The organism is Actinomadura madurae (assembly GCF_900115095.1).
Lineage (GTDB): Bacteria > Actinomycetota > Actinomycetes > Streptosporangiales > Streptosporangiaceae > Spirillospora > Spirillospora madurae.
On sequence record NZ_FOVH01000009.1, the window covers coordinates 60444 to 86186 of the forward strand.

Here is a 25743-nt window from a genome sequence, read left to right on the forward strand (position 1 = left end):
CGATGCGCCGGGTCTGGCCAGGTGGCCGTGACTCCGAGCGGAGACGGGCCCGCGGAGCCCGCCTTCTCTTGGAGCACCTCAGCGGTGTCCCGGGAGAGACCTGGCAGCATCGGTGGGAGGCCAGCGGGCTCAACGAAGCGGACCAGCCGGTCAACGTGATGATCCCCGGCGGCCAGGCGCGCAAAGAAATCTGCACCGGCACGGCCTGCCTGTTCGCCCTGCGCGTCATCCGCCCGTCGTTGCTGGCTCTGCGGTCGACCCGGTTTGCCGGCTTCGGCGGACGGTTTCTGGAAGCTCAAAGCGACTCGCTGCTGGAGGAGTTCTGGAAGCGCGTCCAGGACCAGCCGGTGCATCCGATGCACCACACCGCAGCGTTGTTCGACGTCGCGGTCGCGTTGACCACCCAGGGCATCGCCTTGACAGACCTGACGCCCGAGGCGTTCCTGCACTACATCTGGCAGTCTCGCGATCAAGGACTGACTATGAAGGCCCGCGGCAAGCAGAACCGCGGTCAGTTCCCCGGCCAGCTCGCTTGGCCGATCCTGCACGAGATGGGCCTGTTCCCCTCCACCGCACCGGCGACAGTGCGCGCGGCCGTGCTCCCAAGACGGCGGACGCTGGAAGAACTCGTCGACCGCTATGCCATCCAGCACCAGGGAGTGCGGCAGCTGATCCTGGACTACCTGGCCCGGCGCCGCAGCGAACTGGACTACAGCTCCCTCGACCAGCACGCCCGATCCCTGGCCGGGGCGTTCTGGGCCAAGATCGAAGCCCTCTCACCCGGGCAGCCCGACCTGCGCATCGACGCGGACCTCTACGAACGGTGGCGCGAGGCGCTCAACATCCGCGAAGACGGCCAGGGCAAGCGGCACGAGGTCGAACGCATCCTGCGCACAGTGCGCTCCTTCTACCTTGACCTGCACAGCTGGGCGGTCGCGGAACCCGAAACATGGGCGCCGTGGGTCGCTCCCTGCCCGATCCCCGACAACGCGCTGCGCGGGCTCACCGTCCGCAAGCGGCGCACCAAGGAACGCATCGACGACCGGATCCGCCGCCAACCCCTGCTACCCACCCTGGTGGCGCACCTGGAAGACCGCTACCACCACCTGCGCGGGCTCCTGCAACACGCCTCCCCGCTCCCTCCTGGCGTGACCTTCACCCTCGACGGAGGCGTGTACCAGCGGATCTGGACTGCCGGTGACGAGCGGCGGCAACGCCACGGCGGGCAGGCCAACGTCCGGGTCCGCGACATGACCGCCGACAGGGACCTGAACCTCACCGTCGCCTAGGAGCTGGCCTTCTGGGAATGGGCAACCACGGAGGTCCTGAGGCACAGCGGTGTCCGGGTCGAGGAACTTCTCGAGCTCACCCACCTCAGCATCCGCCAATACCAGCGTCCCAACGGGGACGTTATCGCGCTGCTGGTCATCGCCCCGTCCAAGACCGACCGCGAGCGGGTCATCCCGATGTCGGCGAGCTCTTCGCGGTCATCGCCGCCGTCGTCCGCCGACACACCGACGGTGGCCGGACCATACCGCTCATTCAACGCTACGACCAGCACGAACGCCGGATGAGTGAGCCGATGCCGTTCCTGTTCCAACGTCAGCTCGGCACCGTCCGCCGCGTCATCTCGCCCGCCACCGTCCTGGTCATGCTCCGCCGACGCTGCGCCGAACTGGCCGAGGACCACCCAGATTTCCAGACAGCCGGCTTTACCCCACACGACTTCCGCAGACTGCTGGCCACCGAGCTGGTCAACAACGGGCTTCCCATCCATATCGGCGCAGCCCTACTCGGGCATTTGAACCTTCAAACAACTCGCGGATACGTCGCGGTGTTCAACGAAGACCTCGTCCGCCACTACCAGGCCTACCTCGACCGCCGCCGCCAGGCCCGACCGGCCGATGAGTACCGTCGGGTGACCGAGACTGAATGGTCCGGGTTCGAAGAACACTTCGACCAGCGCAAAGTAGAGCTCGGAGGGTGCGCCCGGCCCTACGGGACACCTTGCCAGCATGAGCACGCCTGCCTGGGATGCCCCATGATCAACATCAACCCGAAGATGCTTCCCCGCCTCGACGAGGTCGAGGCCGACCTCCTGACCCGCCGGGCCCGCGCCGAGACTGAGGGCTGGCTCGGCGAGATCGAAGGCCTCGACCTCACCCTCACCTTCCTGCGCCAGAAGCGGGACCAGACCCGCCGGCTCGCCAAGGTCGCCCCGCTCAACCTCGGCATGCCAGGCATGCCTTCCACATGACGGGGGTTGAGGAACCCAGGAACAGTAAGCTCTCGCCGAGAACGATCTTGGATAGGCGGGCGATCGGAACGTTCGCTTTGTGACGTGTTGGTCGCTCAGGGGTGGACTATCTACTGCCCGGTGGCCACGCCCTCCACATTTCGGGCTACCTGCCGGGTGGGTTCGGGTGGGCCGGGATGGGGTGTTTGTGGACCTTGGCCAGCGCGGTGCGGGGCATCGGCGTCAAGATGGCGATCATGGGTAAGGGCAAGGGCTGGTGGCCGTGGCTGGCGGTCCTGGCGGCGGTGGCCGGAGTGCTGGCGCTGGCCGGGTGGACCTTCGAACCGCTGCTGTTCGGCAAGGACAAGGACTGGCTGGAGGAGGCGGCGAACCGCGCGCAGTTGACCGGGGGGCTCCTGCTCGGCGCCGCAGTGGCCCTGGTCACCACGGTGCGTTGGGCCCGGCAGCGCTCCCGCCGACTCGGCGCCGCACCGGCCGCGGACACCCTGGCACAGGCCAAGCAGGTGCTGGCCGAGCTGGTGGACCAGCAGTGGAAGCAGGAGGCGCGGCTGCGGTCGCTGGATGACCCCGACCCGATCCCGGTGCGGTGGCGGACCCCGGACGCGGCCGAGCTGATGGACCACGCCGTCAACATCGACCCGTCCGCCGGGCCGCCCGGTGGGCCTGCGGGTGGATCGGCGCGGTTGTGGTGGGCGGCCTCCAGCGCCGACATCGGCGCGCTGGCCGACCGTTTCCGCCGCACCCGGCGGCGCCGGCTGGTGATCCTGGGCGGACCGGGCACCGGCAAGACCACCCTGGCGCTGCAGCTGCTGCTGCATCTGCTGGCCACCCGCACCGCCGATGAGCCGGTACCGATACTGCTGCCGGTGGCGGGCTGGGACACCCGACGCCATCCCCGCCTGCAGGACTGGATCGCCGACCGGCTCACCGGCGACTATCCGGCGCTGCGCGCACCCGAGCTGGGCGCCGAGGTGGCACGGGCCCTGGCCGGGCGCGGGCACATCCTGCCGGTCCTGGACGGGCTGGACGAGCTGCCCCCACCCGCCCACACCGCGGTGATCACCGCGCTGAACCGCTCCCTGGGCGGAGACGACCAGCTCATCCTCACCAGCCGCACCACCGAGTTCACCGCCGCGATCAGCGCCGCCGGGGACGTGATCACCTCCGCCGCCGTGCTGGAACCACGCCCGCTCACGCCCGCGGCCGCCGCCGACCACCTCACTCGCTGCCTGCCGCCCTCCCCCGGACCGGCCTGGCAGCAGACCCTGACCGCGCTGCGCGCCACACCCCCCGCCGGTCAGAGCCCGCCCGGCCAGGGCCACCGGCCGGCGGCGGCGCTGGCCGATCTCACCGCCACCCCGCTGGGACTGTGGCTGGTCCGCACCGTCTACACCGCACCCGGCGCCGACCCCGCCCCACTGACCGACCCGGACCGCTTCCCCACCCCCGCCGCGCTCCAGGCCCACCTGCTCGACCAGCTCATCCCCGCCCTGATCACCACCCGCATCCCCAGCGACAATCCCGCCGAGCCGTTCCGACCCCGCCGCCGCCACGACCCCGCCCAGGTCCACCACTGGCTGGGATACCTGGCCCACCACCTCACCACCCAACCCGCAACCAGCGGTCAAGGCACCCGCGACCTCGCCTGGTGGAGATTGGCCGCCACCACCAACACCTTCACCGCGACCACCCGGCTCGTCATCACCCTCACCATCGCCCTCACTACAGGACTCACAACCGGGCTCGCGGGCGGCATCACGGAAGGACTTTTCCTGGGCGGGCTCATGGCAGGGCTCGTGTACGGGCTCGCGGGCGGCGCCACGCTCGGGCTCGCGGCCGGCCTCGCGGTCGGCATTACAGCACGATCATGGACGCACGACCCACCCGGATACGCCGACCTGCACCTTCGCCGACGCTCGGCCACCCTCGCCCGCAGCCTCGCAACCCGGCTCCCGCACGGGCTTGCGGCCGGGCTCGCGGTCGGGTTCGTACTGAACCTCACGGCCACAGTCGGGGAGTACTACCTCGCCGTGAACAGCCACACCTCCTACTACAAGTTCCGCGGCAGCGGCGGCTTCTTCGCAGCGGACGGCTACGTTCCTACGGGTTACGAGGAAGCGGGCAACCTGGCTGACTTCCTCACGGCAAATCCCGTGAAAACACTCATGGATTGCCTCCTGATCGGGCTCATCCTCGGGCCCCCACTCGCGATTGGGCTGGGGATCATGGCTTGGGCAGCGACACCAGCGCGAACTCATCACGCCACAACACCGATGAGCAGCTGGCGCACCGACCGGCGACTGAACCTGCTCCGCTTCTTCACCGCAACGTTCGCCTTCGTCCTCACGGGCACACTCGTGTCCGGAATTGCGGCCACGTTCTTCGAGAGCACGGACGAGTTGGTGGTCGGGCTCGTGTCCGGGCCGTTGTACGGGCTCCTGGTCGGGGCCCCGACCGGGTTCGCTTTCGGGCTCATGTTCGGAAAACACCGGGCCTGGTGGGCTTACCTGATCGCCACCTGGAAACTGGCACGGGCCGGTCACCTGCCACACCGGCTGATGCCCTTCCTGGACGACTGCCACCGCCTCGGCCTGCTACGCACCGTCGGCCCCTACTACCAGTTCCGCCACGCCGAACTCCACGACCACCTCGCCGCAACCCACCCGCCCCCACACAACACCAGCAGGCGCCACCGCCGCCTCACCTGACCGGCAACACCAACACCGCCCCGCCCAAGACCGCGGGCGGCACAACAGAAGGCTGCCCCACGGGCCGCCACCCCCGCGGCACCGGTAGCACAGCCGGCCGTCCAGAAAGATGCTCTGCTACCTGGCGCCAAGGTCACGTTCGGGAGAACACCGCCAGCTCCGATGCTCTGGTCAACCCCCTAACCCAAGCCGGGCCCGATAGCACGCCACTAGTCGTTCGGCTGCTGGCACCAGGCCCCGCACAAGATCAATCAGCGATAACTACTGTTCCTGCCAGCAACCCCGATGACCGTGCGCCACCGAGCCCGGCCAAAACCGGAGCGTGCTTGACAAAGTGCAGAGAATGGAGCTGCGACACAAGGTCGAGATCCACCAGATGACCGGCCGGGTCGTCGAGTGCCCGATCGACGAGATGAACCGGCCGCGCGGCCATCAGCAGGCCAAGATCCGGATCCCGCCGACCGCTGAGCAGGTCGGCCGCCTGTTCTCTGGATGGCGGGAGGAACTGGCGACCTGCCGGAAGTTCGCACCGGCCGCGCGGAACTACACGGCCTGCCGGTTGATGGCCGACGTCGGGCTGCGCGTCAACGAGACCTGCAAGCTGGATCTCCCCGACGTCAAGTGGGACCTGGGCCGCTTCGGGAAACTCCACGTCCGCCTGGGGAAGGGCGGTCGCGGCTCGGGCCCGCGGGAGCGGATGGTCCCGTTGATCAACAACGCGGGCGGGACGCTCCGCTGGTTCGTCGAGGATGTGTGGGGCCAGTTCGGCGACGACCACACCCGGCCCGGTGTTCCGCTACTGCTGTCCGAGCGGAAGAACGCCGACGGGAGCTCGGCGCGGGTCGGGGACGAGACGATCCGCGCCGCGCTCGCCAAGGCCGCCGCAACGCACCTGCCGGACTGGCCGGACGTGATCACCCCGCACATCCTGCGGCACTTCTGCGCCTCCCAGCTCTACGCCTCTGGCATGGACCTGATCGCGATCCAGGAGATCCTCGGCCACGCCTGGATCGCCACGACCATGCGATACGTGCACGTCACCGGCACCCACATCGAAGACGCCTGGATCGCCGGCCGGCAGCGCGCCGCCATCCGGTTGGAAGGACTACGGCGATGAAGTGGAACCTGCGGCTCGCGGCCGCCAACCGCGGCATCTGGAAGGCCAGCGAGCTCCAGCGGATGCTGGCCGAGCACGGCCTGGTCATCAGCGCCGGGAAAATGTCCGGACTCTGGTCCGGCGAACCCGCCAGCATCAAACTCGACGACCTCAACATCATCTGCGCCGTCCTCGGCTGCGGAGTCGACGAACTCCTCATCCCACAGCCAGAGAAGGTCCAGCGGGTCAATGAGCGGCAGGATCTCCCGGCCGCGGCCTCGGCGAGCTCGACCGTGACGCCGCGGCGCAAGGACGGGCGGACGCTGCCACCAGCCTGATGGGCTACATCTCCCCGACCAAACCGGCCGCGAGCTGCGTCGGATGCTTCGCATGGGGCGTCCTGCCCGGCCGCTTCTGCCGGGCCTGCTTCACCTACGGCCAGCTCCACAACGAGGGCGAATGCACCTTCTGCCACCGAGCCGTCCCGATCAAGCGCGGTTACTGCCGCCTCTGCTGGCTCCAAGCCAGCCAGGACGCCAAAGGCCACGTCACGGTCCTCGACCCGTTCCTGCGAACGCTCACCCACCAGCAACTCTTCTTCGCCGGGATGCACCGCATCCGCCAACGTGGCACCCCGCTCCTCGGCAAGGCTGGTCGCCGCAAAGGCCGAAAGCCCACGCCCCCACCAGAGCCGCCCGCGCCCGCCTCAACTTGGATCCAGCTCCGGCTCCCGATCGACATCCGCCGCGACTACTCGCACTTCAACCGCCGCGACCACGCCGACCCGCTCCTAATCGAAGCCAGGCGCATCGCCACCGACCTCGGCGAACGCAGAGGCTGGACCCGATGGGTCGCCAGCGACGTTGACCGAGCCCTGGTCATCCTCCTCTCTTGCCACGGCACGGCGACAAGATCAGGTACTCGGAGCTGTTCCCCAAACTCCGCCATCACGGCCTAAGCGCGGAGCGAACCTGCGAGGTCCTGGCCCTCCTCGATCTGCTCGACGACGATCGCGTCTCCGCCTTCGAGGGCTGGTTGGACCGCAAGCTCGACGACCTCGCACCGGGGATCCGATTTGAGGTTGAGCAATGGCTCAGAACCCTGCGCGACGGCGGACCCAGATCCCAGCCTCGCAGCGCCGATACTGTCTGGGCCTACCTACAAGCGATTCGCCCTGCCCTGCTGACCTGGTCAGACCGCTACGACCACCTGCGGGAGGTCACCCGCGACGACATCCTCGCCGTGATCGACGCGCTGACCGGCGCCGAACGACGCCACACGCTCAGCGTCTTCCGTTCCCTCTTCCGCCACTGCAAGAAGAACCGCACTGTCTTCCGCGATCCAGCCGCCCGACTGCGGATCGGAGAGCAACCCCGCAAGCTGATCACTCCGCTTGCGGACGAAGAGATCGACGAGGTCGTGAGCGCCGCGACCTCACCCCGGGACCGGCTTGTTCTCGCCTTGGCCGCCATCCATGCCGCCAGGTCCAAGGCCATCCGGGAACTGCGACTCGACGACATTGACCTCGGGAACCGGCGCCTCACTGTCGCCGGCCGGACCCGCCCGCTGGACGACCTCACCCACGAGCTGCTTCTCGCCTGGCTCGCCTACCGGCGCACTCGCTGGCCGAGCACCGCGAACTCCCACCTGATCATCAGCCAGCAAACCGCGATGGAGACCGGGCCGGCCAGCAAAGTCCACCTCACCGACGCCTTTCGTGGCCAGACCGCCACCCTGGAACGACTACGCGTCCAGCGACAGCTCGACGAAGCCCTCGCGCAAGGCCCGGACCGACTCCACCTCGCAACCATTTTCGGCCTCGCCCCTAAGACCGCCATCCGCTACGCCGAGAACGCCCGCACACTCCTCGCCGCAACAGCCGAGGAACAAGACCCCGCCAGTCGCAGCGAACCCAAGGGCCGAAACCGCCCATGAACCCTGAACATCCAGCAGTTCAGCCTGAAGAACCTTCAGTTCGCGTGAACTCTGGGCAATCACGGCCTGGGAGTCCTAAAGCTGCGGTGAGCCGCAAGGTAGCGGGATGGGTCCAATATTCGTCGCGCGGTGTCCTAAGTGGGTCGTACCGGCTCGTAGCCGGAGGATTGCTCTTGAGAGTGATGCGTGCACGATGAACTCGGCCCGCTGCTGGCCGTCGGTTGTCTGCGCATGGACAACGCCCGCACCACCCCCTACGGGTGATCTCGCCGAGGAGGTAGACCAGGCCGCCGCGATCATCAGGATTCGCATCGTCTGGGCGTCGCCGGTGCCGTGGCCTGTGTTCGCGCCCCGCTCCGCCGACCTGGACGACCAGCGGTTCTGGCGCGCCGACGTCCCCGACAGCGACACCCCGAGCGACTACGGGCCGCTGGGGGCGATCGCCCGCAACAAGATCAACCGGCGGTTGATACACACCCAGTGGTCGGACATGATCCGGGTCGCCGGATCGCTGGTGACCAACCAGGTCCGCGCCTACGACCTGCTGCGCATGTTCGCCCGCAACGGACGCCCGACTCCGCTGGGGCAGGCGTTCGCCGAGTACGGGCGGATCGACAAGACGCTGCACCTGCTGTCGATCCCGGACCCCATCGACGACACCTACCGCCGCAGGCTCAACAAGCAGCTCACCGTGCAGGAGTCCCGGCACCGGCTCGCCCGCAAGATCTGCCACGGCGCAGGCGGGCAGATCCGCAAGGCCTACCGGGAGGGCCAAGAGGATCAGCTTGCCGCTTTGGGGCTAGTCGTCAACGTCGTCGTGCTGTGGAACTCCCGCTACCTGTCGGCCGCCGTCGACCAGCTGCGCGCCCTGGGTGTTCCGGTGAAGGACGAGGACGCCGCCCGGCTCAGCCCGCTCGGCCACGCCCACCTCAACTGCCTGGGCCGGCCTCCTCCACACCGACCGCGGGCCTGCGGCCACTCGGACAGGTCCCCGACGGCGACGGCCGGGCAGACGAGGACGCGTGTACCCCGGCACGGGCGGCGATCAGTCCTTGCGATCCGTCGTTGCCAGGCACGTGACCGTGGGAAGGACGACCGTATGGACGCGGCGCCGGCCGCAACGACGAACAGGCAGGCGCCGACGGTGCAGATCGGCCCTGCGGTCTGGACGCTGACCATCATCGAGACGACTTGGCCGGCCGCTCGCCTACCTGGCCGCCGGGGATACGTTCCGGAAGAAGGACGTCGGCCAGACGGCCCGGTGGCGTCCGCAGGACGGATGAAAACATGACACAAGATGTCAGGCTTTGAAGCGATCATGGGTTCACCGGTCGGCGCCGATGGTGGACGCGGACCGGATCCCACGAACAGACAAGGAGGAGCTGCATGCGCGAAACGCGAGAAGATCTCAAAGAGCTGCAGGCCCTGCTGGACGCCTCTCTGTCCCGCTCCACCTCGCACCTCCGCTCGATCATCAACACCGAGAGCACACTGACCGCAGAGCAGCTCACCGGGGTCCTCACCGGCATGTGCACCCTGGCCCTGTCCACCGTGACGGCGAAGGGCGAACCGCGGATCAGCGGCGTGGACGGGCATTTCCTGCACGGCAAATGGCACTTCGGCACGGCGCGCGGTGCCGCCAAGGCCCGTCACCTGGCCGCCCGCCCGGCCGCCAGCGCCGCGCACATGCGCGGTGAGGATCTGGGTGTGTTCACGCATGGCACGGTGGAAATCCTCAATCCCCAGGACGGCGAGCCGGCCGCGGACTGGCCGGATCTGCTCGCCTACTTCAAGGACTTCTACGGCGCCGACTCCTTCGACTGGGACAACGACGTGGTCTACTACCGGCTGCGTCCGCACTGGATGAGCGTCTACGCCGCTGATATCGCCAAGCTCACTGCGGTGTCCCGGTCCTGATCGGCGGCACGGGCCGTATCGGGACGGCCACGTGCTGGCTGACAGATCTGGTGAAGCGGCCGCTCGACGCCATTGGTGACGAGCGGCCGTCGCGTAGTGGCGTGATCGGTTTGTTCGGCATGGGTGGGGGGCCTGCCCGTCATGTCCTGCTGCGTTGCGAGAGGGTGGACGAAGGTTGACCGTATTCGGGGTGCCGTTAAGGACCGCTACACCGCGGGCGAGGTAAGGGTGATCAGCGGGTGCGTCGGCGGGCGGCGGTGACCTTGGCGGAGGTGGCCTCGCCGAGGCGGACATAGGTACCCAGGCTGGCCAGGTGGGCGTGGCGGGACTTGGCCTGGAGTTCGGCGGCGGTGCGGCCGGCGGCCGCCAGGTGCTGCAACGCCGAGTGGCGCAGCTGGTGCAGCGTCCATCCCTTGCCGTGCGGGTCGAGTGCGCGGGTGGCGGTCTTGAACAGGTACTCCGCGCGCGGGTACGACAACCGGCCGCGGCCGGTGGCGGGGCAGATGTCGGCGGCCGCGGGCGCGCGGGGGCCGGAGGCGGGGGCGCGGCGGTCGGCCAGGAACACCGGCCCGGTCGTGCGGCCCTTGAGCAGGCGGGGCAGCAGGCGGGCGGTGCCGGTGGCCCAGTGCACGTACTCGATCGCGCCGCCCTTGGAGGTCACCCGGGCGCGGCGGAACTCCAGGTCCAGGTCCTCGAAGTTGAGGGAGAGGATCTCTTCGGCGCGGGGCGGCGGTCTCGTAGAGCATCCGCCACAGCACCCGCTCGCGCGGCCCGTGCGCGTCCTCGCCGAACAGCTTCTCCAGCCGGGCGAGCGGGACGGCGCGGGCGCCACGGCGGGCCGGCTTGCGGCGAGTCAGCCGCCGGGCCGGGTTGGTGGCCAGGAGCTCCTGGCGCTGCGCCCAGGTGGTGAAGGAGGTGAGCGCGGACAGGTGCCGGTTCCAGGTGGCGGCCGCCGCGGTGTTCCACCGCTGCATCACCGCGGCGAAGTCGTCGGGCGTCAGGTCGGCGACCGGACTGGCGCCGCCCGCGAGGTCGATGAGGCGGGCGAGGGTGTCGTCGTAGCTGGCGCGGGTGGTGGCGGCCGGGATGGAATCCAGGTAGCGGTCGACGGCGGCCGCGAGCGTCGCCGCGCCGGTCGGGCCGAGGCGGCCGGGGAAGGCGACGACGGACACGGCGGGAACCTCCACGGCGGTGATGTGACACATAACGTTGCCGAGTCACCTGCGCCGCGGCGGGCGGCGAGCTGGGCGGACGCGGCCCGACGCCCGTCAATGTGACAGGTAATCGGAATTCTGTGTCACACCCTGCCCGCGGGTTGGCGGGTGGCGGGTGGTCAATCCAGGAACGCCTGCAGTTGGGTCGCGAGCGCGGCCGTGCTGGAGAGGTCGGTGATGCGGGTGCTCTCGCGGCCGGCGGTGAACAGGATCAGGGTGGGCAGGGTCATGATCTGGTAGCGCCGGGCGAGGTCGGGGGCGTCGTCGAGTTTGACGGTGGCCACGCGCAGTCGCCCGGTGTGCTCGGCGGCGAGGTCGCGCAGGATCGGCATCAGGGCCTGGCATGGCCGGCAGCCGCTGGCCCAGAACTCCACCAGCAGGGGCTGGGATGCGGCGGTCAGGTACTGGTCGAAGTCGGTGCTGCTAAGGGCGGTCAGGGCAGGTGGCGGCGTCATGATCGTCCTTGCCTGTCGGGAACGGTGGGGTGGGCGTCGGGGCGGGTGGCGGTGCCCAGGATGTGCGGGGTGAACGGAAGCCGCCGGCGGGTCTCGGGCCAGTTCACCCGGCGGAGCCGCCGGTGAGTGAAACCGGCACGGTCGATCGCGGTGTCGGTGTTGGTGGCCAGATGGCACCCGCCGTTCAGCAACGGCCACACGGTGGCGTCCAGCATCCGCTGCGCGCGGCGCAGCGCGGAGGTCTCAGCGCTGACGTGCTCGAAGACGTGCAGTCGCCCGCCGGGTCGCAGCACGCGGTACATCTCGGCCAGGGCGGCGTCGCGGTCGCCGATCGAGCACAGCACCAGGCAGGCCACCACGGCGTCGAAGGCGGCGTCGGGCGCGGCCAGGTGCTCGGCGACGCCGTCGATCACGGTGACCGGGACCGGGGCGTCGGGCGCGGCGCGTTCGGCCAGGGCGCGCAGACGGGGTTCGGGCTCGACCGCGACCACGTCGGTGACCTGCGGCGGGTAGTGGGCGAAGTTGGCGCCGGTGCCGGCGCCGACCTCCAGCACCCGCCCGGCGATGCCGGTCAGCAGTTCCCGGCGGTACATGGTGACGCCGCCGCTTTCCATCGCGGGGGCGAGGCGGGCGTACATGCGGGCGAACAGCGGGTGCCCCTGCCTGCGTGGCGCGGCCGGAGTGCTGCTGCGGTCCATCGGTGTCGCCTCCTTCTACGGGTCCGGGCGGGACGCTACGCTCGATTTCGGAGGTTACGACATAGTGAAGCAACTTCACAATGATGCAGGCTCAGAATCTGTGGATGAGACGCCGGGTGCCGGGGCGGGGCATGCGCTGGAGAAACTGTTCGCGCTGGCGGTGGTGACCCACCAGTTCATGGAGGCCGGGCTGGCCGATCGGGGGTTGTCGCGGGCGCGGGCCACGGTGCTGTGGAACCTGCGGCACGGTGGGCCGATGACCCAGCGCGCGCTGGCCGAGGCGATCAGTGTGTCGCCGCGCAACGTGACGGGCCTGGTGGACGCGCTGGAGGCCGACGGGTTCGTGGCGCGCGGCCCGCACCCCAGCGACCGGCGGGCGACGCTGGTGGCGCTGACCGGAAAGGGCGAGGCCACCATGGACGGCCTGCGCGGCGAGTACGACGTCGGCGCGGTGCGGCTGTTCGACGGGGTGGCGGCGGCCGACCTGGAGGGATTCGTGGCCACGGTGGACCATCTGCTGGAGCGGATCGCGCAGGAGACCTGCTGATCGTCGCGTCTCCGGCCACCGCCTGCGGCGGCTGGAGGCTATCGGGCGGCCGCCGGGTCGGCCAGGAGGCGGTGGACGGTGACGGCGATGGCTTGGGCGGCGTGGTCGATATCGGCGCCGGTGGTCCAGCGGCCCACGCTCAGCCGCAGCGCCGCCAGCGCCTGGTCGCGGTCATGGCCCATGGCCAGCAGTACCGGGGAGGGCTCTGGGGAGCCGGTGTGGCAGGCCGAGCCGGTGGCGGCCGCGACGGCAGAGGTGGCGGCCAGCACGTCGTCGCCGCCGACGCCGGTGATGGTGAGGTGCAGGGTGCCGGGCAGCCGCGGCGCAGGGTGGCCGGTGACGGCGAGGCGGCCGGGCAGCAGGTTCTCCAGCCGCCGCTGCAGCAGGTCGCGCAGCCGCGCGTGGTGGTCCAGGGTGCCGTCAGTCAGGTCGGTGCGGGCCAGATCGGCGGCGGCGCCGAGCGCGACGGCCAGCGCGACGTTCTCGGTTCCGGCGCGCAGCCCGCGCTCTTGGCCGCCGCCGGGCACCATCGGCTCCAACGGCACACCGGTACGCACGTACAGGGCGCCGATGCCCTTGGGCGCGTACAGCTTGTGCCCGGCCAGGCTGAGCAGGTCCACGCCCAGCCGCGCCACGTCCAAGGGGATCTTTCCGGCGGCCTGGGCGGCGTCGGTGTGCAGCAGCGCGCCGTGTGCGCGGGTGAGGGCGGCCAGCTCGGCCAGGGGCTGCAGCACGCCGGTCTCGTTGTTGGCGGCCATGATCGACACCAGCGCGGTGCGGGGGGTGAGCGCGGCGGCCAGGTCGGCGGGGTCGACGCGGCCGCGGGCGTCGACGGGCAGGTAGGTGATGCGGGTGCCGTGGCGGCGGTGCAGCGCCCGGCACGCCTGCAGCACCGCCGGCCACCTGCCGGCGGGCCAGGGCGAGCGCCTGCCGGGGCCGGGCGCCGTAGGGATGACCGCTGGAGGGGTTGCCGAAATGGGTGGTCAGATAGGGCAGCATCGCCTCGGTCACCCGCGGGTCCACCGGTGTGGTGCTGTTGTAGTCCAGGTAGACCGGCCCGCCGGCCAGCCCTGGATGCGGCGGCACCGGGCCGGTCACGCCGGCGCCCCGACGGCCACGGGCAGGTCGGCCAGCCGCCACTCCAGCATGCCATCGTGCAGCCGGATCGCGCGGCGGCCGCGGCCGGTCAGCAGCCGCACCGCGTCGTAGGCCAGCACGCAGTACTCGCCGCGGCAGTACACCACGATCTCGACCTCGTCGGGCAGCTCACCGATCCGGTCGGCCAGCTCGGCGACCGGGACGCTGACCGCGCCGGGAATGTGCCCGGCGCGGTACTCCTCCATCGGCCGCACATCCAGCACCAGCACCTCGCCCGCCTCGGCCCGGACGAGCAGCTCCTCGCGGCTCATCTCCACACCGCCGTCGTCGCCGAGGTAGGCGCCCCGGGCCGCCGGGACGGCGGGCTGGTGGGTGTCGGCGACCTTGCGCAGCAGTGCCAGCAGCTGCGCTACGTCGTCGCCGGCGAGGCGGTAGTGGATGCGCACGCCCTCGCGGCGGGTGGCCACGAACCCGGCCTGCTTGAGCGTCTGCAGGTGCGCCGAGGCGGTGGTCAGGTTCAGCCCGGCCGCCTGCGCCAAAGCATCGACGGTGCGCTCGCCCTGGGCCAGGAGGTCCAGCAACTCCAGGCGCTTTCCGCTGGCCAGCGCCTTGCCGCTGGTCGCGAACGCCTCGTACAACCGCGCCTTGGCCTGGGGGGCCGTGTTCTCCACCATGACATCCTCCATAAATCCATGGAATATTGTAGTCGATGGCGGGTGCTGCCACCAGCATCCCCGCCACCGTGCCGCACTGCCTTGGGAGGACCGCCGTGGGCTTCGCCGACGATCATCTGATTCCGCTGGTCGATGAGGGGCTGGGCAACAGCGCCTACCTGGTCGATCTGGGCGACGGCCGTGCCCTGGCCGTGGACGCCAGCCGCGATCTGCGCGCGCTGCGCGCCGCCGCCGAACGTCGCGGCCTGAGCGTCGCGTTCGCCGCCGACACCCACCTGCACGCCGACTTCCTGTCCGGCGCCGTCCAGCTCGGCCACGACACCGGTGCGACGGTGCTCGCCTCGGCCGCCGGGCGCCGCGCCTTCCCCCACCGGGGCCTGGCCGACGGCGACGAGGTCGACCTGGGCGGTCTGATCCTGCGGGTGCTGGCCACGCCCGGGCACACCGACGAGCATCTTGCGTTCCTGCTGCTGGACGGGAGCCGGGAGCTGGGGGTGTTCACCGGTGGGTCGCTGATCGTGGGCTCGGCCGCCCGCACCGACCTGCTCGGCGCCGACCGCACCCAGGCGCTGGCCCGCGCGCAGTACCTCTCGCTGCACCGCCTGGCGATGCTGCCGGACGCCACGGCGGTGTGGCCCACGCACGGGGCGGGCTCGTTCTGTTCAGCCCCGCCCGGCGCCGAGCGCACCACCACCATCGGCGCCCAGAGGCGCACCAACCCGCTGCTGGCCGCGCCCGACGCCGACACCTTCGTCCGCGACCTGGTCGCCAGTCTGGGCTCCTATCCGGCCTACTTCGCCCGCCTGACCGAGGCCAACCGGCGCGGCCCGGCCGTGCTCACCGCCCCGCCTCCGCTGCCCGGGCTGGACGCCGCGCAGGTCAAGGCACTGCTGGACGACGGCGGGTACGTGGTCGACGTGCGGCCGGCGGCCGAGTTCGCCGCCGGGCACATCCCCGGCGCGATCTCGATCCCGTTGCGCGAGCAGTTCGCCACCTGGCTGGGCTGGCTGCTGCCCGCCACCGCCCCCCTCGCCTTCGTCACCGGCCCCGGCCCCGGCCAGGACCTCAACGAGATCGCCTGGCCCGCCTACAAGATCGGGTACGAGCGGCTCGCCGGGCACCTGACCGGCGGCATGGCCGCCTGGACCGCGGCCGGGCATCCGGTGGCCACCACCGCGTTCGTCCCCGCCGACCGGGCCCCGGACGGCCCCTACATCGACGTGCGGCAGCAGGCCGAGTACACCGCCGGGCACGTTCCCGGCGCCCTCAACCTCGAACTCGGCGACCTGCCCGGCCACGCCGCCGGCGCCCCCGCGGGCGCGATCGTGGCCTGCGGGCACGGCGAGCGCGCCATGACCGCCGCCAGCCTGCTGGAGCGCGCCGGCCGCACCGACGTGACCGTCCTGGACGGCGGCCCCGACCAGTACGCCGCCGCCCGCGACCTGAGCCTGGAATACGGCCCGCAGGGAGACGCGGCGTGAGCGCGACCGCCAAGGCGCCGCAGGCCGGGCGCCCGGTCCGGCTGGGTTTGCGGGAGAACTGGCCGCAGTTCACCGTGCTGGTCATCGTCAACGTCTGCGTCGGCGGCCTGGTCGGGCTGGAGCGCACCACCGTCCCGCTGATCGGCAGCCAGGTGTTCGGGCTGACCAGCGACCTGGTGGTGTTCTCCTTCATCATCGCCTTCGGCATCACCAAAGCGGCCACGAACCTGGCCGCCGGGGCGCTGACCGCCCGGTTCCGCCGCAAGCAGCTCCTGCTGGCCGGATGGCTCGTCGGCGTCCCGGTGCCGTTCGCGCTGGCGTGGGCACCGTCCTGGTCCTGGATCATCGCCGCGAACGTGCTGCTGGGCGTCAACCAGGGCCTGACCTGGTCGATGACGGTCAACATGAAGATCGACCTGGTCGGCCCGGCTCGCCGCGGCCTGGCCACCGGCCTGAACGAGGCCGCCGGCTACGTCTCCGTCGGCGCCACCGCCCTGGCCACCGGCTACCTGGCCACCGCCCACGGCCTGCGCCCGGCCCCCGAACTCATCGGGGTGGTGTTCGTGGCCGCCGGGCTGGCGCTGTCGCTGATCGTCCGCGACACCGCCGCGCACGTCGCCGTGGAGCTGGCCCAGCACCCCCGGCCCGCCCCGGCCGGAGAAGCACCCGGGCTGGCGACCGCGTTCGCCCGCACCTCCTGGCGGAACCGGTCGCTGCGCGGCGCCAGCCAGGCCGGCCTGGTCAACAACCTCAACGACGGCCTCACCTGGGGCGTGTTCCCGCTGCTGTTCACCGACCACGGCCTCGGCCTGGCCGCCGTCGGCCTGATCAAGGGCCTCTACCCGATCCTGTGGGGCCTCGGCCAGATCCCCACCGGCCACCTCGCCGACCGCATCGGCCGCAAACCCCTTATCGTCACCGGCATGCTCGTCCAGGCCGCCGGATTCGTCCTGGCCCTTGCCCTGCTGGAGTGGCCGCTGCTGGCGGGCGTCGGCTCGGCGATCGCGCTCGGGATCGGCACCGCGATGGTCTACCCGGCGCTGATCGCCGCCGTCTCCGACCACGCCCACCCCACCTGGCGCGTCAACGCCCTGGGCACCTACCGGTTCTGGCGCGACATCGGCTACGCCGCCGGCGCCCTGCTCGCCGGCATCCTCGCCGACCTGGCCGGACTCAACACGACCGTCATCGCCGCCGCCGCCCTCACCGCCGCATCCGGCCTGCTGGCCGCCCGCTGGATCACCGACCGTCCTGCCTCCACAACGATCACGAAATAGGTGGCGACGCCGCCCGGACGTTCACGGTGCCTTGCCCGCGGTCGCAGGTCCTGGCGGCGCGGCCAGCGCGGCCCCCAGGGACAGCCGTTTGCCAAGATCGAGGTGAACCTCGCCGTAGGGCAGGACGTGGGTCCAAAACAGCGGAGTCAGGCCGCGGCGTCGGCGTCGGTGAGCGCGTCGGCCCACTCGGGCTCGCCGAGCACGTCCTGGATCATGAGCATGTTGATGTAGACCAGGGCGGCCTGCAGGATGTACAGGCACAAGATCTCCAGCTCCTGCTCGTCGCGGCGGTTGGAGGCGATGTCGCCGCGCTTGCCGAAGTGGATGATGTCGTTGGCGCCATTCCAGGGCTCCATCACATTCGGCCCGTCGTTGACTTCGCGCTGCATGTCGCGGATGCGCAGGTAGCGGGCGAGGAAGCAGGTCTTCTCGGCGCGGCCGACCTCCAGCATGGCGGCGTAGGTGGGATGGGAGGCGCTGCGGGTGAAGCGGCGCGGGATCGCCTCGGTGGAGGCGGTGCCGGTGCGGATCGCGGAGGCGTACTTGACCATCTGGTCGTACTGCTGGGCGATCAGGTCCCAGCGGATCGGGCGGGGCGCCAGCGCGGGCGCCAGCCGCGGGTAGTCCTCACGCGTTCCGGGGCTAGGCAGGTACAGCTTGCACCGGTTGATCTGCTTGATCCGCGGCATCAGCTTGAACCCCAGCATTCGGGCCACGCCGAACCCGATCTCAGTCTGGCCGTGCGAGTCGATGTAGGCCTCGTTGATGGTCATGTCAGTGCCGTGCCGCACCACGCCCTCGATCATCGCGGCCACCTCGGACGCCGAGCATTCCAGCAACTGGCTATGGGACGGCGACCGACCCGGTCTCGATGTGCCAGTAGATCAAGATGCCGCGGCCCCCGTACCGGGAGTGCCACTCGGTGAAGATGTTCTGATCGAACGCCGAGAACTGGGTGGAGTCGGCCGCGACCGCCGTACTGCCCTCGCCCCACAGCCAGGCCTGCCGGGCGGCGAAGGTGGCGGTGGCGATCGCAGCGGCGACCAGCCGGGCGGCTTCCTCGCTCAGGTAGCAGCGCCGCACGTACCGCAGAGGGCGGATCTCCCGGATGAACGCCTGCTCGACCCGCTTGGTCGCGCGCGCCTTGATCCGGTGCACCGCGGAGATCAGCAACTCCACCAGCGCGGCCAGCAAAACCAGCCGGACCGGCTCCGGGTGGGCGCGCAGGTGGCTAGGCGACTCGGCGAAGGCCCGGTCCCGCCACCCCTTCGATCTTCGGGGAGATCCCTGCGAACAAGCCGTCCGGCAGCTGGAGGCCCCGCGTCAGGTCCAGTTTGGAGATCTCGGTCAGCATCGAGTTCAAACTGACGTCGCCCGGCGCCTGCTTGATCTGTCCCAGGACGCCGGCGGCCTCGTCCTCAACCTCCTCCCGGTCAGCCTGCTCACCACTCGCATCGCCGTCACCGCTGCCGGGACGGGCCACCAGAGCAAGGATCCGCTGTCGCGCCTCCGGCCCGGACCGCGCCTGCACGCGGGCGATGAGCAACTGCTCCCCCTGGTGCAGCGCCGACCGGACGATCGTGTCGATGCGCAACGCAGTCGGCGGCTCTATCTTGTCGGCCCTGCAACGGGACAACAGCTCGACGCGGACCTGCTCGGGACGGCGTTCCTTGGTGCACAAGTCCTCCGCCAGCGACGTGGCGAGCTTCTCAGCGTCGGGCACGCCGCACGGACGCCACCCCAGCGCCTCGCGCAGCTCCCTACGGTCGCCCTTGATTGTCCGGCCGCCGAAGTCGTAGAAGGCGATGTCGGCCGCCGACACCTTGACCTGCCTGGCCACGAACTCCACCATCTCGTCCGGCAGGTCCGACCGTCCCCGCGGGAACCGGCCCCTCCACGGCAGATACCTGGCCATCAGGGCGAAGCCCAGCCTGGTCGCACCGGTCTTGTTCCGCCGAGCCCAACAAACCCAGCGCCACTCACCCCCCGAATACGGGTCAATGCTGGCGGTAACACTCTCCCCGTGTCCCCAAAACCGCCCAACTGCGGTGGCAGGAAGCGGCCTACCGCCACTTCGCCCCTGATGCGGCGATCCTTAACGGCACCCCTATTCGTACGGGACGTCGCGAGTATGGAGCGCGAGAAAATCGACGTGGTGAGGGCTCGTACCAACAATCTGCGCGCGCCGACCGACGCCAGGCAAACCGGACTTCATCGAACCCGGTGGGCTTCAGTTTCACGGGGTCGGTGTATCCGGCGGTGTGGAGTTTCCAGCTCGCTGCCCCGGACCTTCGGGCCGGGCACTTGTCTGTCGCCGCTCACCTCCGCTATGCCGCCGAGCGGATATCCTCGGCCTGCTCGACGAGGGCCACAGGGTGGGCGACATAAGCGGGGCTGTCGGCGCACAGATCCCTGTGCAGAGGTGGTCGGGTGTCTTGTCGCCTAACCAGGTTTGATTGGTGATAGCGGGTGTGGTGGTGATAGTGAGGCCGGTGGTAGTGAGGCACCGTCGATCACGCCGGGGTGGTGCTGAATGACTTTGAGTCGGTGCTTGATCATGCGGGTGAGGTGGTCCAGGTCGGTGGCCAGGAAGTTGGCCATGGAGCGTTTCATTAGCGACCACACGCTCTCGGCCGGGTTGAGTTCGGGGGCGTAGGCCGGCAGGTAGAACACCGACAGCCAGTCGGCGTGGGCGTCGATGAACGCCCGCATCGCCGCCGAGTGGTGGATGTTCAGGTTGTCCCAGATCAGCACGATCTTCCCGCCGGGCAGGTGCTGGTGGGCGCCGTTCAGCATGCTCTTGTACTCGTTCAGGGTGAAGGCGGCGCGTTCGCCTTTGCGGCGGCGGTAGTGGTGCAGCCGGTAGATCAGCCGGGACCGCTCGCCGGGCCGGTAGCAGACCATCCCGGCGACCGAGATGCGGGCACCGTGTTCGCCGCCGTGCACCCTCACTTGCGGCCATACCTGGTCCTTCCACACCTGCACGGCGTGATCGTCGCGTTCGATGGCGCGGCTTCCGGCCACCTGTACCGACCAGCCGTTGCGGCGCAGCAGCAGCGACACCCCCGGCAGGGTGTAGTCGATCCCGAGCAGCCGGCGAATCAGCGCGGCCACCCGGCCCAGCGTCCACCGCTGGTCATCGGCATACCCGTGCGCGGCCGGACCGCGGTTCAGGTCGGCCTCCAACCGCGCGAAGGCGGCCTGGTCCAGCCGCGGCCTGCGGTGCGGGCCCTTGGACCGCAGCGCCTCGGCCCCGCCCTCACGCCAGGTCCGCCGCCACTTCTCCACCTGCCGCAGCCCGACTCGGAGCTCGGAGGCGATCCATTAGTGCTACCTACTCTTGTGATCTCATCGCGTTTGCCAGTTGCGCGATCGGGTCGGCGGTGACGCGATGACGAGACCGTCCGGTGGGCCAGGTCGAGAATTCGTCGTCCGGCCAACGCGGGATCAGATGGAAGTGCAGATGCGGAACCGATTGCTCCGAGCCGTGCCCGCTGGCATGAAGAATGTTCACACCGCTGGCATCAAGGGTGACGCGTATGGCCTTGGCCAGGCGCTGGACCAATGCCATGGCGTCGGCAAGCGGCCCGGACGGCGTGTCGAAGATATCGGTGTAGTGATCTGTCGGGATGACCAGCGCGTGTCCTGGCGCGAGGGGGCGTAGCGGCGTGAACGCGGCGGCGGAGGACTCACGAGCGACCCAGCGCGCGCTGTTCGACTTGAGTAGGTCACAGAAGACGCACTCCATGAGGAGCGATACTGCCGCTTTCGGATAATGAAGGAAACTCAGCCGCGTACGGGTGAACGTATCGGGACCAGCCCAGCCAACGCGACCGGTCGAGGCCGCCGAGAACCCGTGGGGTCGGGTCAGGTTGGATGTGGCGCGCTGTTAGGTGGTCGGGTCTTTCTGCCAGATCGATAAGTGTTTGGTGCTCTCAGCAGTGAGCTTCGAGCGGTACCAGTCCGCCCAGCGGTACTTCAGGCTCAGCCCGGCGATGCGCGCCATGAGGTCCATCTCGGACGGCCAGGCATACCGGAAGGGAATGCGGCGGAACCGCCCCGTCCCGTCTGGCGACACGGTGACGTGGTTCGACGTGAACTCCTGCGTGACGACGTCGTACTGGTCGAACCCGACATAGCCGCCGCCGTCGGCGTCGGGCGCCACCGCGAACGGGACGACGTCCTGTCCGGGTGGTAGGCGACGCAGATCCGGCAGGCCCACCTCGATGAGGAACAGCCCGCCCGGCCGCAGGTGCGCAGCCGCATTGCGGAAGACGTTGACCTGCCCGTCCTGTGTGGTCACGTTGCTGATCGTATTGAACACCAGATAGACCAGCGAGAACTGACCGGCCACCCGCTTCGTCGTCATATCGCCGATCGTGACTTCGACCGCGTCGCCCCCCGGTTTGCCCGCGATCCGTGCCGCCATCGCCCGGCTCAGTTCGATGCCGCTCACCGGAACCCCGCGAGCGGCCAGCGGCACGGCGATCCGCCCGGTGCCGACGGCGAACTCGAGTACCGGGCCCTCGGCAAGGTCTTCGAGGACGTCCACAGCAGGCGTCACCACCTCGGGTGCGTTCGCGCCGCCCGGAGCGTCGTAGCGCGCGGCCACGCTCTCGGGGAACCAGCCGTCCGCCGGGTCATCTCCCGTGTTCGCCTCACTGGTCATGGTCGCCGACGCTACGCCCATAACCGTGCGCTCCTCACCCCATTTTCGACGTCCAGTAAGGCCACGACATCCGATCGCCTGTCATCGCCCCGATCATGGGGGTCGGCTTCAGCCACCGGCCACCAACCGTATCCAGATCGCCGAGCGGGCGATCGAACTAACCCCACACGCGAGCACGCTGGTCAGTACGCCGACAGTGGGCACCGACTCCTTTGGGACGCGTCGGAGTTCCCTCCGCTTGACCAGGAGGAACAGAACGAAAAACGAACGGCAAAATAAATGACTGAACGGGACACGGTGGCATGACCAGTACCCGCCCGGCGAGCGTTCATCAAACGGATAGCTAGACGAACGTCCCGATGCCCGAGCCGGTCACCTGTGGTGTCTTTCTGTCGTTTGTCCGGCCACGCCCTACAGTGTCGATCATGGGTGCCGACTTGCATGAGAGCGCGGTGGTGGCCGACGCGCACAACGACCTGCTGATGGCGGTGGTGGCCCGTCCGCCCGCACGGTGGGCGTCCTTCTTCAGGGAGCGGTGGCTGCCGCAGCTCCGCGCCGGCGGAGTCGATCTCCAGGTGCTCCCGGTGTTCATCGACGGCCAGTTCAGGCCCGAGGGGGCGCTGCGCGAGACGCTGCGGATGATCGAGTGCGCGCACGCGATCGCCGAGGGGAACGCCGAGGACGTCCGGCTCTGCCTCGACGGGCCGCAGATCGACGCGGCACTGGTCGAGGGGAAGATCGCGCTGGTCCTGGCCCTGGAGAGCATGCCCGGACTGGACGCGAACGTCGAGCTCCTCGCGACCGTGCATCGGCTGGGCGTCCGGGTCGCCTCGCTGGCGCACTGGGGACGCACCCCGCTCGCCGACGGCAGCGGCGAGGACGCCACCGCAAGCCGTCTGACCGCCGCGGGCGTCGAGGCCGTGGTCGAGATGGAACGGCTCGGCATCCTGCTGGACATCTCCCATCTGGGCGCGAGCGGCGTGGAGCACGTTCTCGAGATCGCGTCCCGGCCGGTGATCGCGACCCATTCCAGTGCCCGCGCCCTGCGCGATCACCACCGCAACCTGACCGACGACCAGATCCGGGGCGTCGCGGCGTCCGGCGGCGTGGTCTGCGTGAACTTCCTGCCGGGCTTCCTGGCCGACGATCCGTCCGGCTACACCGTCGCCCGGCTGGCCGACCACATCGAGCACGTCGCGTCTGTAGCGGGCCTCGACCACGTCGGCCTTGGCCCGGACTTCGTCCGCGAGGTCTTCACCGACCTCACCCCGCCCTGCTGCGAGGACCCTGCGGCGACCGTCGGCTTCGACGTCATGGCCACCCTCCCCGGCCTGGCCGGCCCCTCGGGCCTCCCCCTGCTCACCCGCGAACTTCTCGCCCGCGGCCTGCCCGAGCCCGACATCCGCAAGATCCTCGGTGGCAACCTCCACGAGCTGCTCACCACCCATCTCGCCTGACCTCAAGACCTGCCGGCTCCGTCCCGTCCCGGCTGAACGAGCAGTTCGCCAAGCGGTCGGCATGTCGATCCGCGCCCTGGGCGTCCCCGTACACGGCAAGGCCGAGGGGCACCAGGGCCCCATGGTGGACGTCCGTCACTGGCGGCGCCGGTGGCGCTGGCGGATTTGGGGCCGCCATCGCGACAGTGGGCCGGGTGGCGGGCAGGTAGTCAGGGGTCCAGAAGAACAATGGTCGGCACCGTCGGAACGTGGTGGAACGTAGTCGTGGCACGGTGTGGGCGCGTTGCCAGTGCGGGGCGTCGGGCAGGGGTGGCGGTCGGTGTTCGATGGCGGCCTTGGGTGCTGGTCTACAACGCGCAGTTCAACACGTGGTTGCCGTCCAGGCCGTTGTAGAAAGGCGCGGCGATCAGCCCTTCGGCGGCCAGCACCCTAGTTCCGGCGGTGAACAGGTCGGCGGGCAGTGCCCGAGCACGGTCGGGGGCGGGGCCGTCGAAGGTACGGGTGACCAGTACCGCGCACCCGGGCTCGGCCACCTCGCGGTGCACTGGGGTGCTGCCGCCAGGTGCGCCGCCCTATTCGCTCGACTGGCCAAGCGAGTGCCTTTGCGTGGGCCATCCGCGCGGCGGGGGTCCTGCCTACGGCCGTTTGGCTTGTGGCCGCGAGGGTTGTGGTGCGGGAAGTGGGAGGGCCAAGCCGGTTTTGATGGTGTCGAAGACGACCAGGGTCTCGTACCGCTTGATGTTGTCGTCCGCTTTGAACAGGCGGTCGCCGAGCCGGCTGCAATCGCGCATGCTCCGCGCGGCTAGAACGACCACGTAGTCCCACGGTCCGGCGACCCGGTAGGACTGCTGGACCTGGGGTTCTGCGCGCATCCGTTCGGCGAATTCTCGGTGGTGCTCGAACGACTCCTGGGCCAGAGTCACCAGGACCGTGGCCAGGATGGTGGGGCCGAAGCGGTGCGGGTCGAGGACGGTGACCTGCCTGGTGATGAGGCCGTCCTTGCGGTAGCGGGCGATCCGGCGCTGGACGGCGCTGGGGGAGAGCCCGACCTGTTCGCCCAGGTCGTGCAGGGTGCGTCCGGAGTCGTGTTGGAGAAGGTCCAGCAGGAGTGCGTCGATCTCGTCGAGACGCGGGGGTGGCGGTTCGGGCATGCAAGATTATTGCGTGGCGGTGCAAGAATTCTCAATCGGTTCGATCGGGGGTTCCATTAGCGTCGGGCAGGTCCGGGAGGCCCCGAAGGAAAGGTGAGGCGCGTGGATCTGGACCTGGCGCGGATCGAGAAGGCCATGCAGGTGATCGATCCGGTGTTTCTGCACACCCCGCAGTACGTCGACGAGCAGTTGTGCCAGGCGCTGGGCGGCCGTGCGGTGACGGTGAAAGTGGAGACGGCCAATCCGGTGCGCAGTTTCAAGGGCCGAGGCGCCGATCTGATGCTGAGCACGCTTGCCCCCGGCACGCTGTGGTGTGCGCGAGTTCGGGCAACTTCGGGCAGGCCATCGCTTATGCGGGACGGTCTCGCGGGATGCCGGTCGAAGTGTTCGTGTCCGAGACGATCAATCCCCGCAAGCGGGAACGGATAGAGACGTTCGGCGCCGAGGTCCTCGTGGCCGAGGGCGACGGGGCCTCGGCGCGAGAAGCCGCGGCCGCTCACGCTCGGCGCCATCCCGACCGCGTCTACCTGCAAGACGGTGTCCAGGCCGCGATCTCCGAAGGCGCCGGGACGATCGGGGTCGAACTGACCCGTGGCGGACCGGACGGCGCTGGTGGTCCGGGATTTGACGCCGTCGTGCTTCCGGTAGGCGACGGCGCGCTGATCAACGGCGTGGGACGTTGGATGAAGGAGCACGCTCCCGGCACGCGGATCGTGGGGGTCAACGTCGAAGGCGCCCCCTCGATGCTGGAAAGCCTGCGCGCCGGCCGCGCGGTCTGCATCGAGCGCACTCGCACCTTCGCTGACGGCATCGCGGTGCGCAACCCGCCGGAGGCCTCGGTGCGGCGGGCTCGCACCCTGGTGGACGAGATCATCCTGGTGACCGACGAAGCCATCGCCGCCGCCATGGAGCTGGCGGCGCACACGCTCGGGATCGTCTTGGAACCGGCGGGAGCGGCGGGCCTGGCGGCGATCGCCGAGGGCATGGTCCCCGGCGATCGATTGGCGACGGTGTTGACCGGCGCCAATCCGCGTCCCGAACAGGCATTGGGGCGGTTGAGGGCGAGCGAACAGGAGGCGCGCTGAAGGGGCGCGGCACAGAGGAATAGG

25 protein-coding genes and 3 pseudogenes are annotated in these 25743 nt (G+C 69.9%); 15 read left to right on the forward strand and 13 right to left on the reverse strand.

The features are described from left to right. Positions 1–68 precede the first annotated feature (68 nt). The 9 genes and pseudogenes from BM339_RS47835 to BM339_RS24290 all read left to right on the forward strand — a co-directional run bounded on the left by BM339_RS47835 (position 69) and on the right by BM339_RS24290 (position 9913). Positions 69–1289, forward strand: a complete 1221-nt coding sequence (locus BM339_RS47835; RefSeq protein WP_083597865.1) for a hypothetical protein — start codon at positions 69–71, stop codon at positions 1287–1289. 293 nt (positions 1290–1582) lie between these two features. Next, entirely contained in the window at positions 1583–2257 is a 675-nt protein-coding gene (locus BM339_RS47845; protein ID WP_083597893.1) for a tyrosine-type recombinase/integrase, read from the forward strand. Positions 2258–2493: 236 nt separating this feature from the next. Further along, the gene (locus BM339_RS24265; protein WP_143118580.1) at positions 2494–4965 is read left to right on the forward strand and encodes an NACHT domain-containing protein; all 2472 of its coding nucleotides are present in this window, start codon (positions 2494–2496) and stop codon (positions 4963–4965) included. Positions 4966–5308: 343 nt separating this feature from the next. Further along, complete coding sequence (locus BM339_RS24270; RefSeq protein ID WP_083597867.1) at positions 5309–6082, forward strand: tyrosine-type recombinase/integrase; 774 nt, start codon at positions 5309–5311, stop codon at positions 6080–6082. Continuing rightward, entirely contained in the window at positions 6079–6399 is a 321-nt protein-coding gene (locus tag BM339_RS24275; protein ID WP_021592269.1) for a helix-turn-helix domain-containing protein, read from the forward strand. Before BM339_RS24270 ends, BM339_RS24275 begins: the two co-directional genes overlap by 4 nt. Then, the gene (locus tag BM339_RS50795; protein ID WP_218163740.1) at positions 6399–7019 is read left to right on the forward strand and encodes a hypothetical protein; all 621 of its coding nucleotides are present in this window, start codon (positions 6399–6401) and stop codon (positions 7017–7019) included. Before BM339_RS24275 ends, BM339_RS50795 begins: the two co-directional genes overlap by 1 nt. Beyond that, positions 6953–7996, forward strand: a complete 1044-nt coding sequence (locus BM339_RS24280; RefSeq protein ID WP_218163741.1) for a tyrosine-type recombinase/integrase — start codon at positions 6953–6955, stop codon at positions 7994–7996. The genes BM339_RS50795 and BM339_RS24280 overlap by 67 nt, the downstream gene beginning before the upstream one ends. 343 nt (positions 7997–8339) lie before the next feature. Further along, positions 8340–8942, forward strand: a pseudogene (locus BM339_RS51640) (Tn3 family transposase); the annotation flags it as partial. A gap of 440 nt (positions 8943–9382) precedes the next feature. Beyond that, entirely contained in the window at positions 9383–9913 is a 531-nt protein-coding gene (locus BM339_RS24290; protein ID WP_021592266.1) for a pyridoxamine 5'-phosphate oxidase family protein, read from the forward strand. A 232-nt stretch (positions 9914–10145) separates the two neighbouring features. On the opposite strand, the gene BM339_RS50800 is transcribed toward BM339_RS24290, so the two are convergent. The 4 genes and pseudogenes from BM339_RS50800 to BM339_RS24310 form a co-directional block, all read right to left on the reverse strand. After that, positions 10146–10745, reverse strand: a complete 600-nt coding sequence (locus BM339_RS50800; protein WP_218163743.1) for a site-specific integrase — start codon at positions 10743–10745, stop codon at positions 10146–10148. A 115-nt stretch (positions 10746–10860) separates the two neighbouring features. Then, positions 10861–11118: pseudogene (locus tag BM339_RS52695) on the reverse strand (hypothetical protein); the annotation flags it as partial. Between the two features lie 128 nt (positions 11119–11246). Further along, positions 11247–11582 carry a thioredoxin family protein gene (locus BM339_RS24305; protein ID WP_021592264.1) on the reverse strand — a complete coding sequence of 112 codons (336 nt, stop codon included), beginning with the start codon at positions 11580–11582 and terminating at the stop codon, positions 11247–11249. Beyond that, the gene (locus BM339_RS24310; protein WP_075022320.1) at positions 11579–12280 is read right to left on the reverse strand and encodes a class I SAM-dependent methyltransferase; all 702 of its coding nucleotides are present in this window, start codon (positions 12278–12280) and stop codon (positions 11579–11581) included. Before BM339_RS24310 ends, BM339_RS24305 begins: the two co-directional genes overlap by 4 nt. Before the next feature lie 100 nt (positions 12281–12380). Here BM339_RS24310 and BM339_RS24315 point away from each other — a divergent pair, with 100 nt between their 5' ends. Next, positions 12381–12827 (forward strand): MarR family winged helix-turn-helix transcriptional regulator, encoded by a 447-nt coding sequence (locus BM339_RS24315; RefSeq protein WP_075022321.1) that lies wholly within the window; start codon positions 12381–12383, stop codon positions 12825–12827. A 38-nt stretch (positions 12828–12865) separates the two neighbouring features. On the opposite strand, the gene BM339_RS24320 is transcribed toward BM339_RS24315, so the two are convergent. Beyond that, entirely contained in the window at positions 12866–13720 is an 855-nt protein-coding gene (locus BM339_RS24320; RefSeq protein ID WP_218163744.1) for a cysteine desulfurase family protein, read from the reverse strand. 201 nt (positions 13721–13921) lie between these two features. After that, positions 13922–14599, reverse strand: coding sequence for an ArsR/SmtB family transcription factor (locus BM339_RS24325; RefSeq protein WP_021592260.1), 678 nt, complete (start codon positions 14597–14599; stop codon positions 13922–13924). 35 nt (positions 14600–14634) lie between these two features. On the opposite strand from BM339_RS24325, the gene BM339_RS24330 reads away from it, so the two are divergent. Together BM339_RS24330 and BM339_RS24335 are read left to right on the forward strand one after the other, a co-directional pair. Further along, positions 14635–16080: an MBL fold metallo-hydrolase gene (locus BM339_RS24330; protein WP_083597868.1), complete on the forward strand. Its 1446-nt coding sequence runs from the start codon at positions 14635–14637 to the stop codon at positions 16078–16080. Further along, a complete protein-coding gene (locus BM339_RS24335; protein ID WP_075022323.1) occupies positions 16077–17357 on the forward strand; it encodes an MFS transporter in 1281 nt (426 codons plus the stop codon). Before BM339_RS24330 ends, BM339_RS24335 begins: the two co-directional genes overlap by 4 nt. Before the next feature lie 21 nt (positions 17358–17378). Here the strand turns inward: BM339_RS24335 and BM339_RS52865 are convergent. From BM339_RS52865 to BM339_RS24370, 5 genes and pseudogenes are all read right to left on the reverse strand, one after another. Then, positions 17379–18449, reverse strand: a pseudogene (locus BM339_RS52865) (Tn3 family transposase); the annotation flags it as partial. 139 nt (positions 18450–18588) lie between these two features. Then, the gene (locus BM339_RS24350) at positions 18589–19359 is read right to left on the reverse strand and encodes a DUF4158 domain-containing protein (protein ID WP_083597870.1); all 771 of its coding nucleotides are present in this window, start codon (positions 19357–19359) and stop codon (positions 18589–18591) included. Between the two features lie 440 nt (positions 19360–19799). After that, a complete protein-coding gene (locus BM339_RS50810; protein WP_218163745.1) occupies positions 19800–20645 on the reverse strand; it encodes a transposase in 846 nt (281 codons plus the stop codon). Positions 20646–20691: 46 nt separating this feature from the next. Further along, positions 20692–21105, reverse strand: coding sequence for an HIT family protein (locus tag BM339_RS24365; RefSeq protein ID WP_075022326.1), 414 nt, complete (start codon positions 21103–21105; stop codon positions 20692–20694). A 141-nt stretch (positions 21106–21246) separates the two neighbouring features. Next, complete coding sequence (locus BM339_RS24370; RefSeq protein WP_075022327.1) at positions 21247–22026, reverse strand: class I SAM-dependent methyltransferase; 780 nt, start codon at positions 22024–22026, stop codon at positions 21247–21249. 425 nt (positions 22027–22451) lie between these two features. Between BM339_RS24370 and BM339_RS24375 the strand changes: the two genes are divergently transcribed. After that, positions 22452–23483, forward strand: coding sequence for a dipeptidase (locus tag BM339_RS24375; RefSeq protein ID WP_075022328.1), 1032 nt, complete (start codon positions 22452–22454; stop codon positions 23481–23483). A 347-nt stretch (positions 23484–23830) separates the two neighbouring features. Here the strand turns inward: BM339_RS24375 and BM339_RS24380 are convergent, their stop codons facing one another. Both BM339_RS24380 and BM339_RS24385 read right to left on the reverse strand, forming a co-directional pair. Then, on the reverse strand, positions 23831–24028 hold the full coding sequence (locus BM339_RS24380) for a hypothetical protein (RefSeq protein ID WP_075022329.1): 198 nt from the start codon (positions 24026–24028) through the stop codon (positions 23831–23833). Between the two features lie 90 nt (positions 24029–24118). Next, positions 24119–24634 carry an Lrp/AsnC family transcriptional regulator gene (locus BM339_RS24385; protein WP_021594788.1) on the reverse strand — a complete coding sequence of 172 codons (516 nt, stop codon included), beginning with the start codon at positions 24632–24634 and terminating at the stop codon, positions 24119–24121. Positions 24635–24736: 102 nt separating this feature from the next. Here BM339_RS24385 and BM339_RS51650 point away from each other — a divergent pair, with 102 nt between their 5' ends. Together BM339_RS51650 and BM339_RS24390 are read left to right on the forward strand one after the other, a co-directional pair. Continuing rightward, entirely contained in the window at positions 24737–25063 is a 327-nt protein-coding gene (locus tag BM339_RS51650) for a hypothetical protein (protein WP_256255458.1), read from the forward strand. After that, complete coding sequence (locus tag BM339_RS24390) at positions 24946–25719, forward strand: PLP-dependent lyase/thiolase (RefSeq protein WP_256255437.1); 774 nt, start codon at positions 24946–24948, stop codon at positions 25717–25719. The genes BM339_RS51650 and BM339_RS24390 overlap by 118 nt, the downstream gene beginning before the upstream one ends. The last annotated feature ends 24 nt before the right edge of the window (positions 25720–25743 follow it).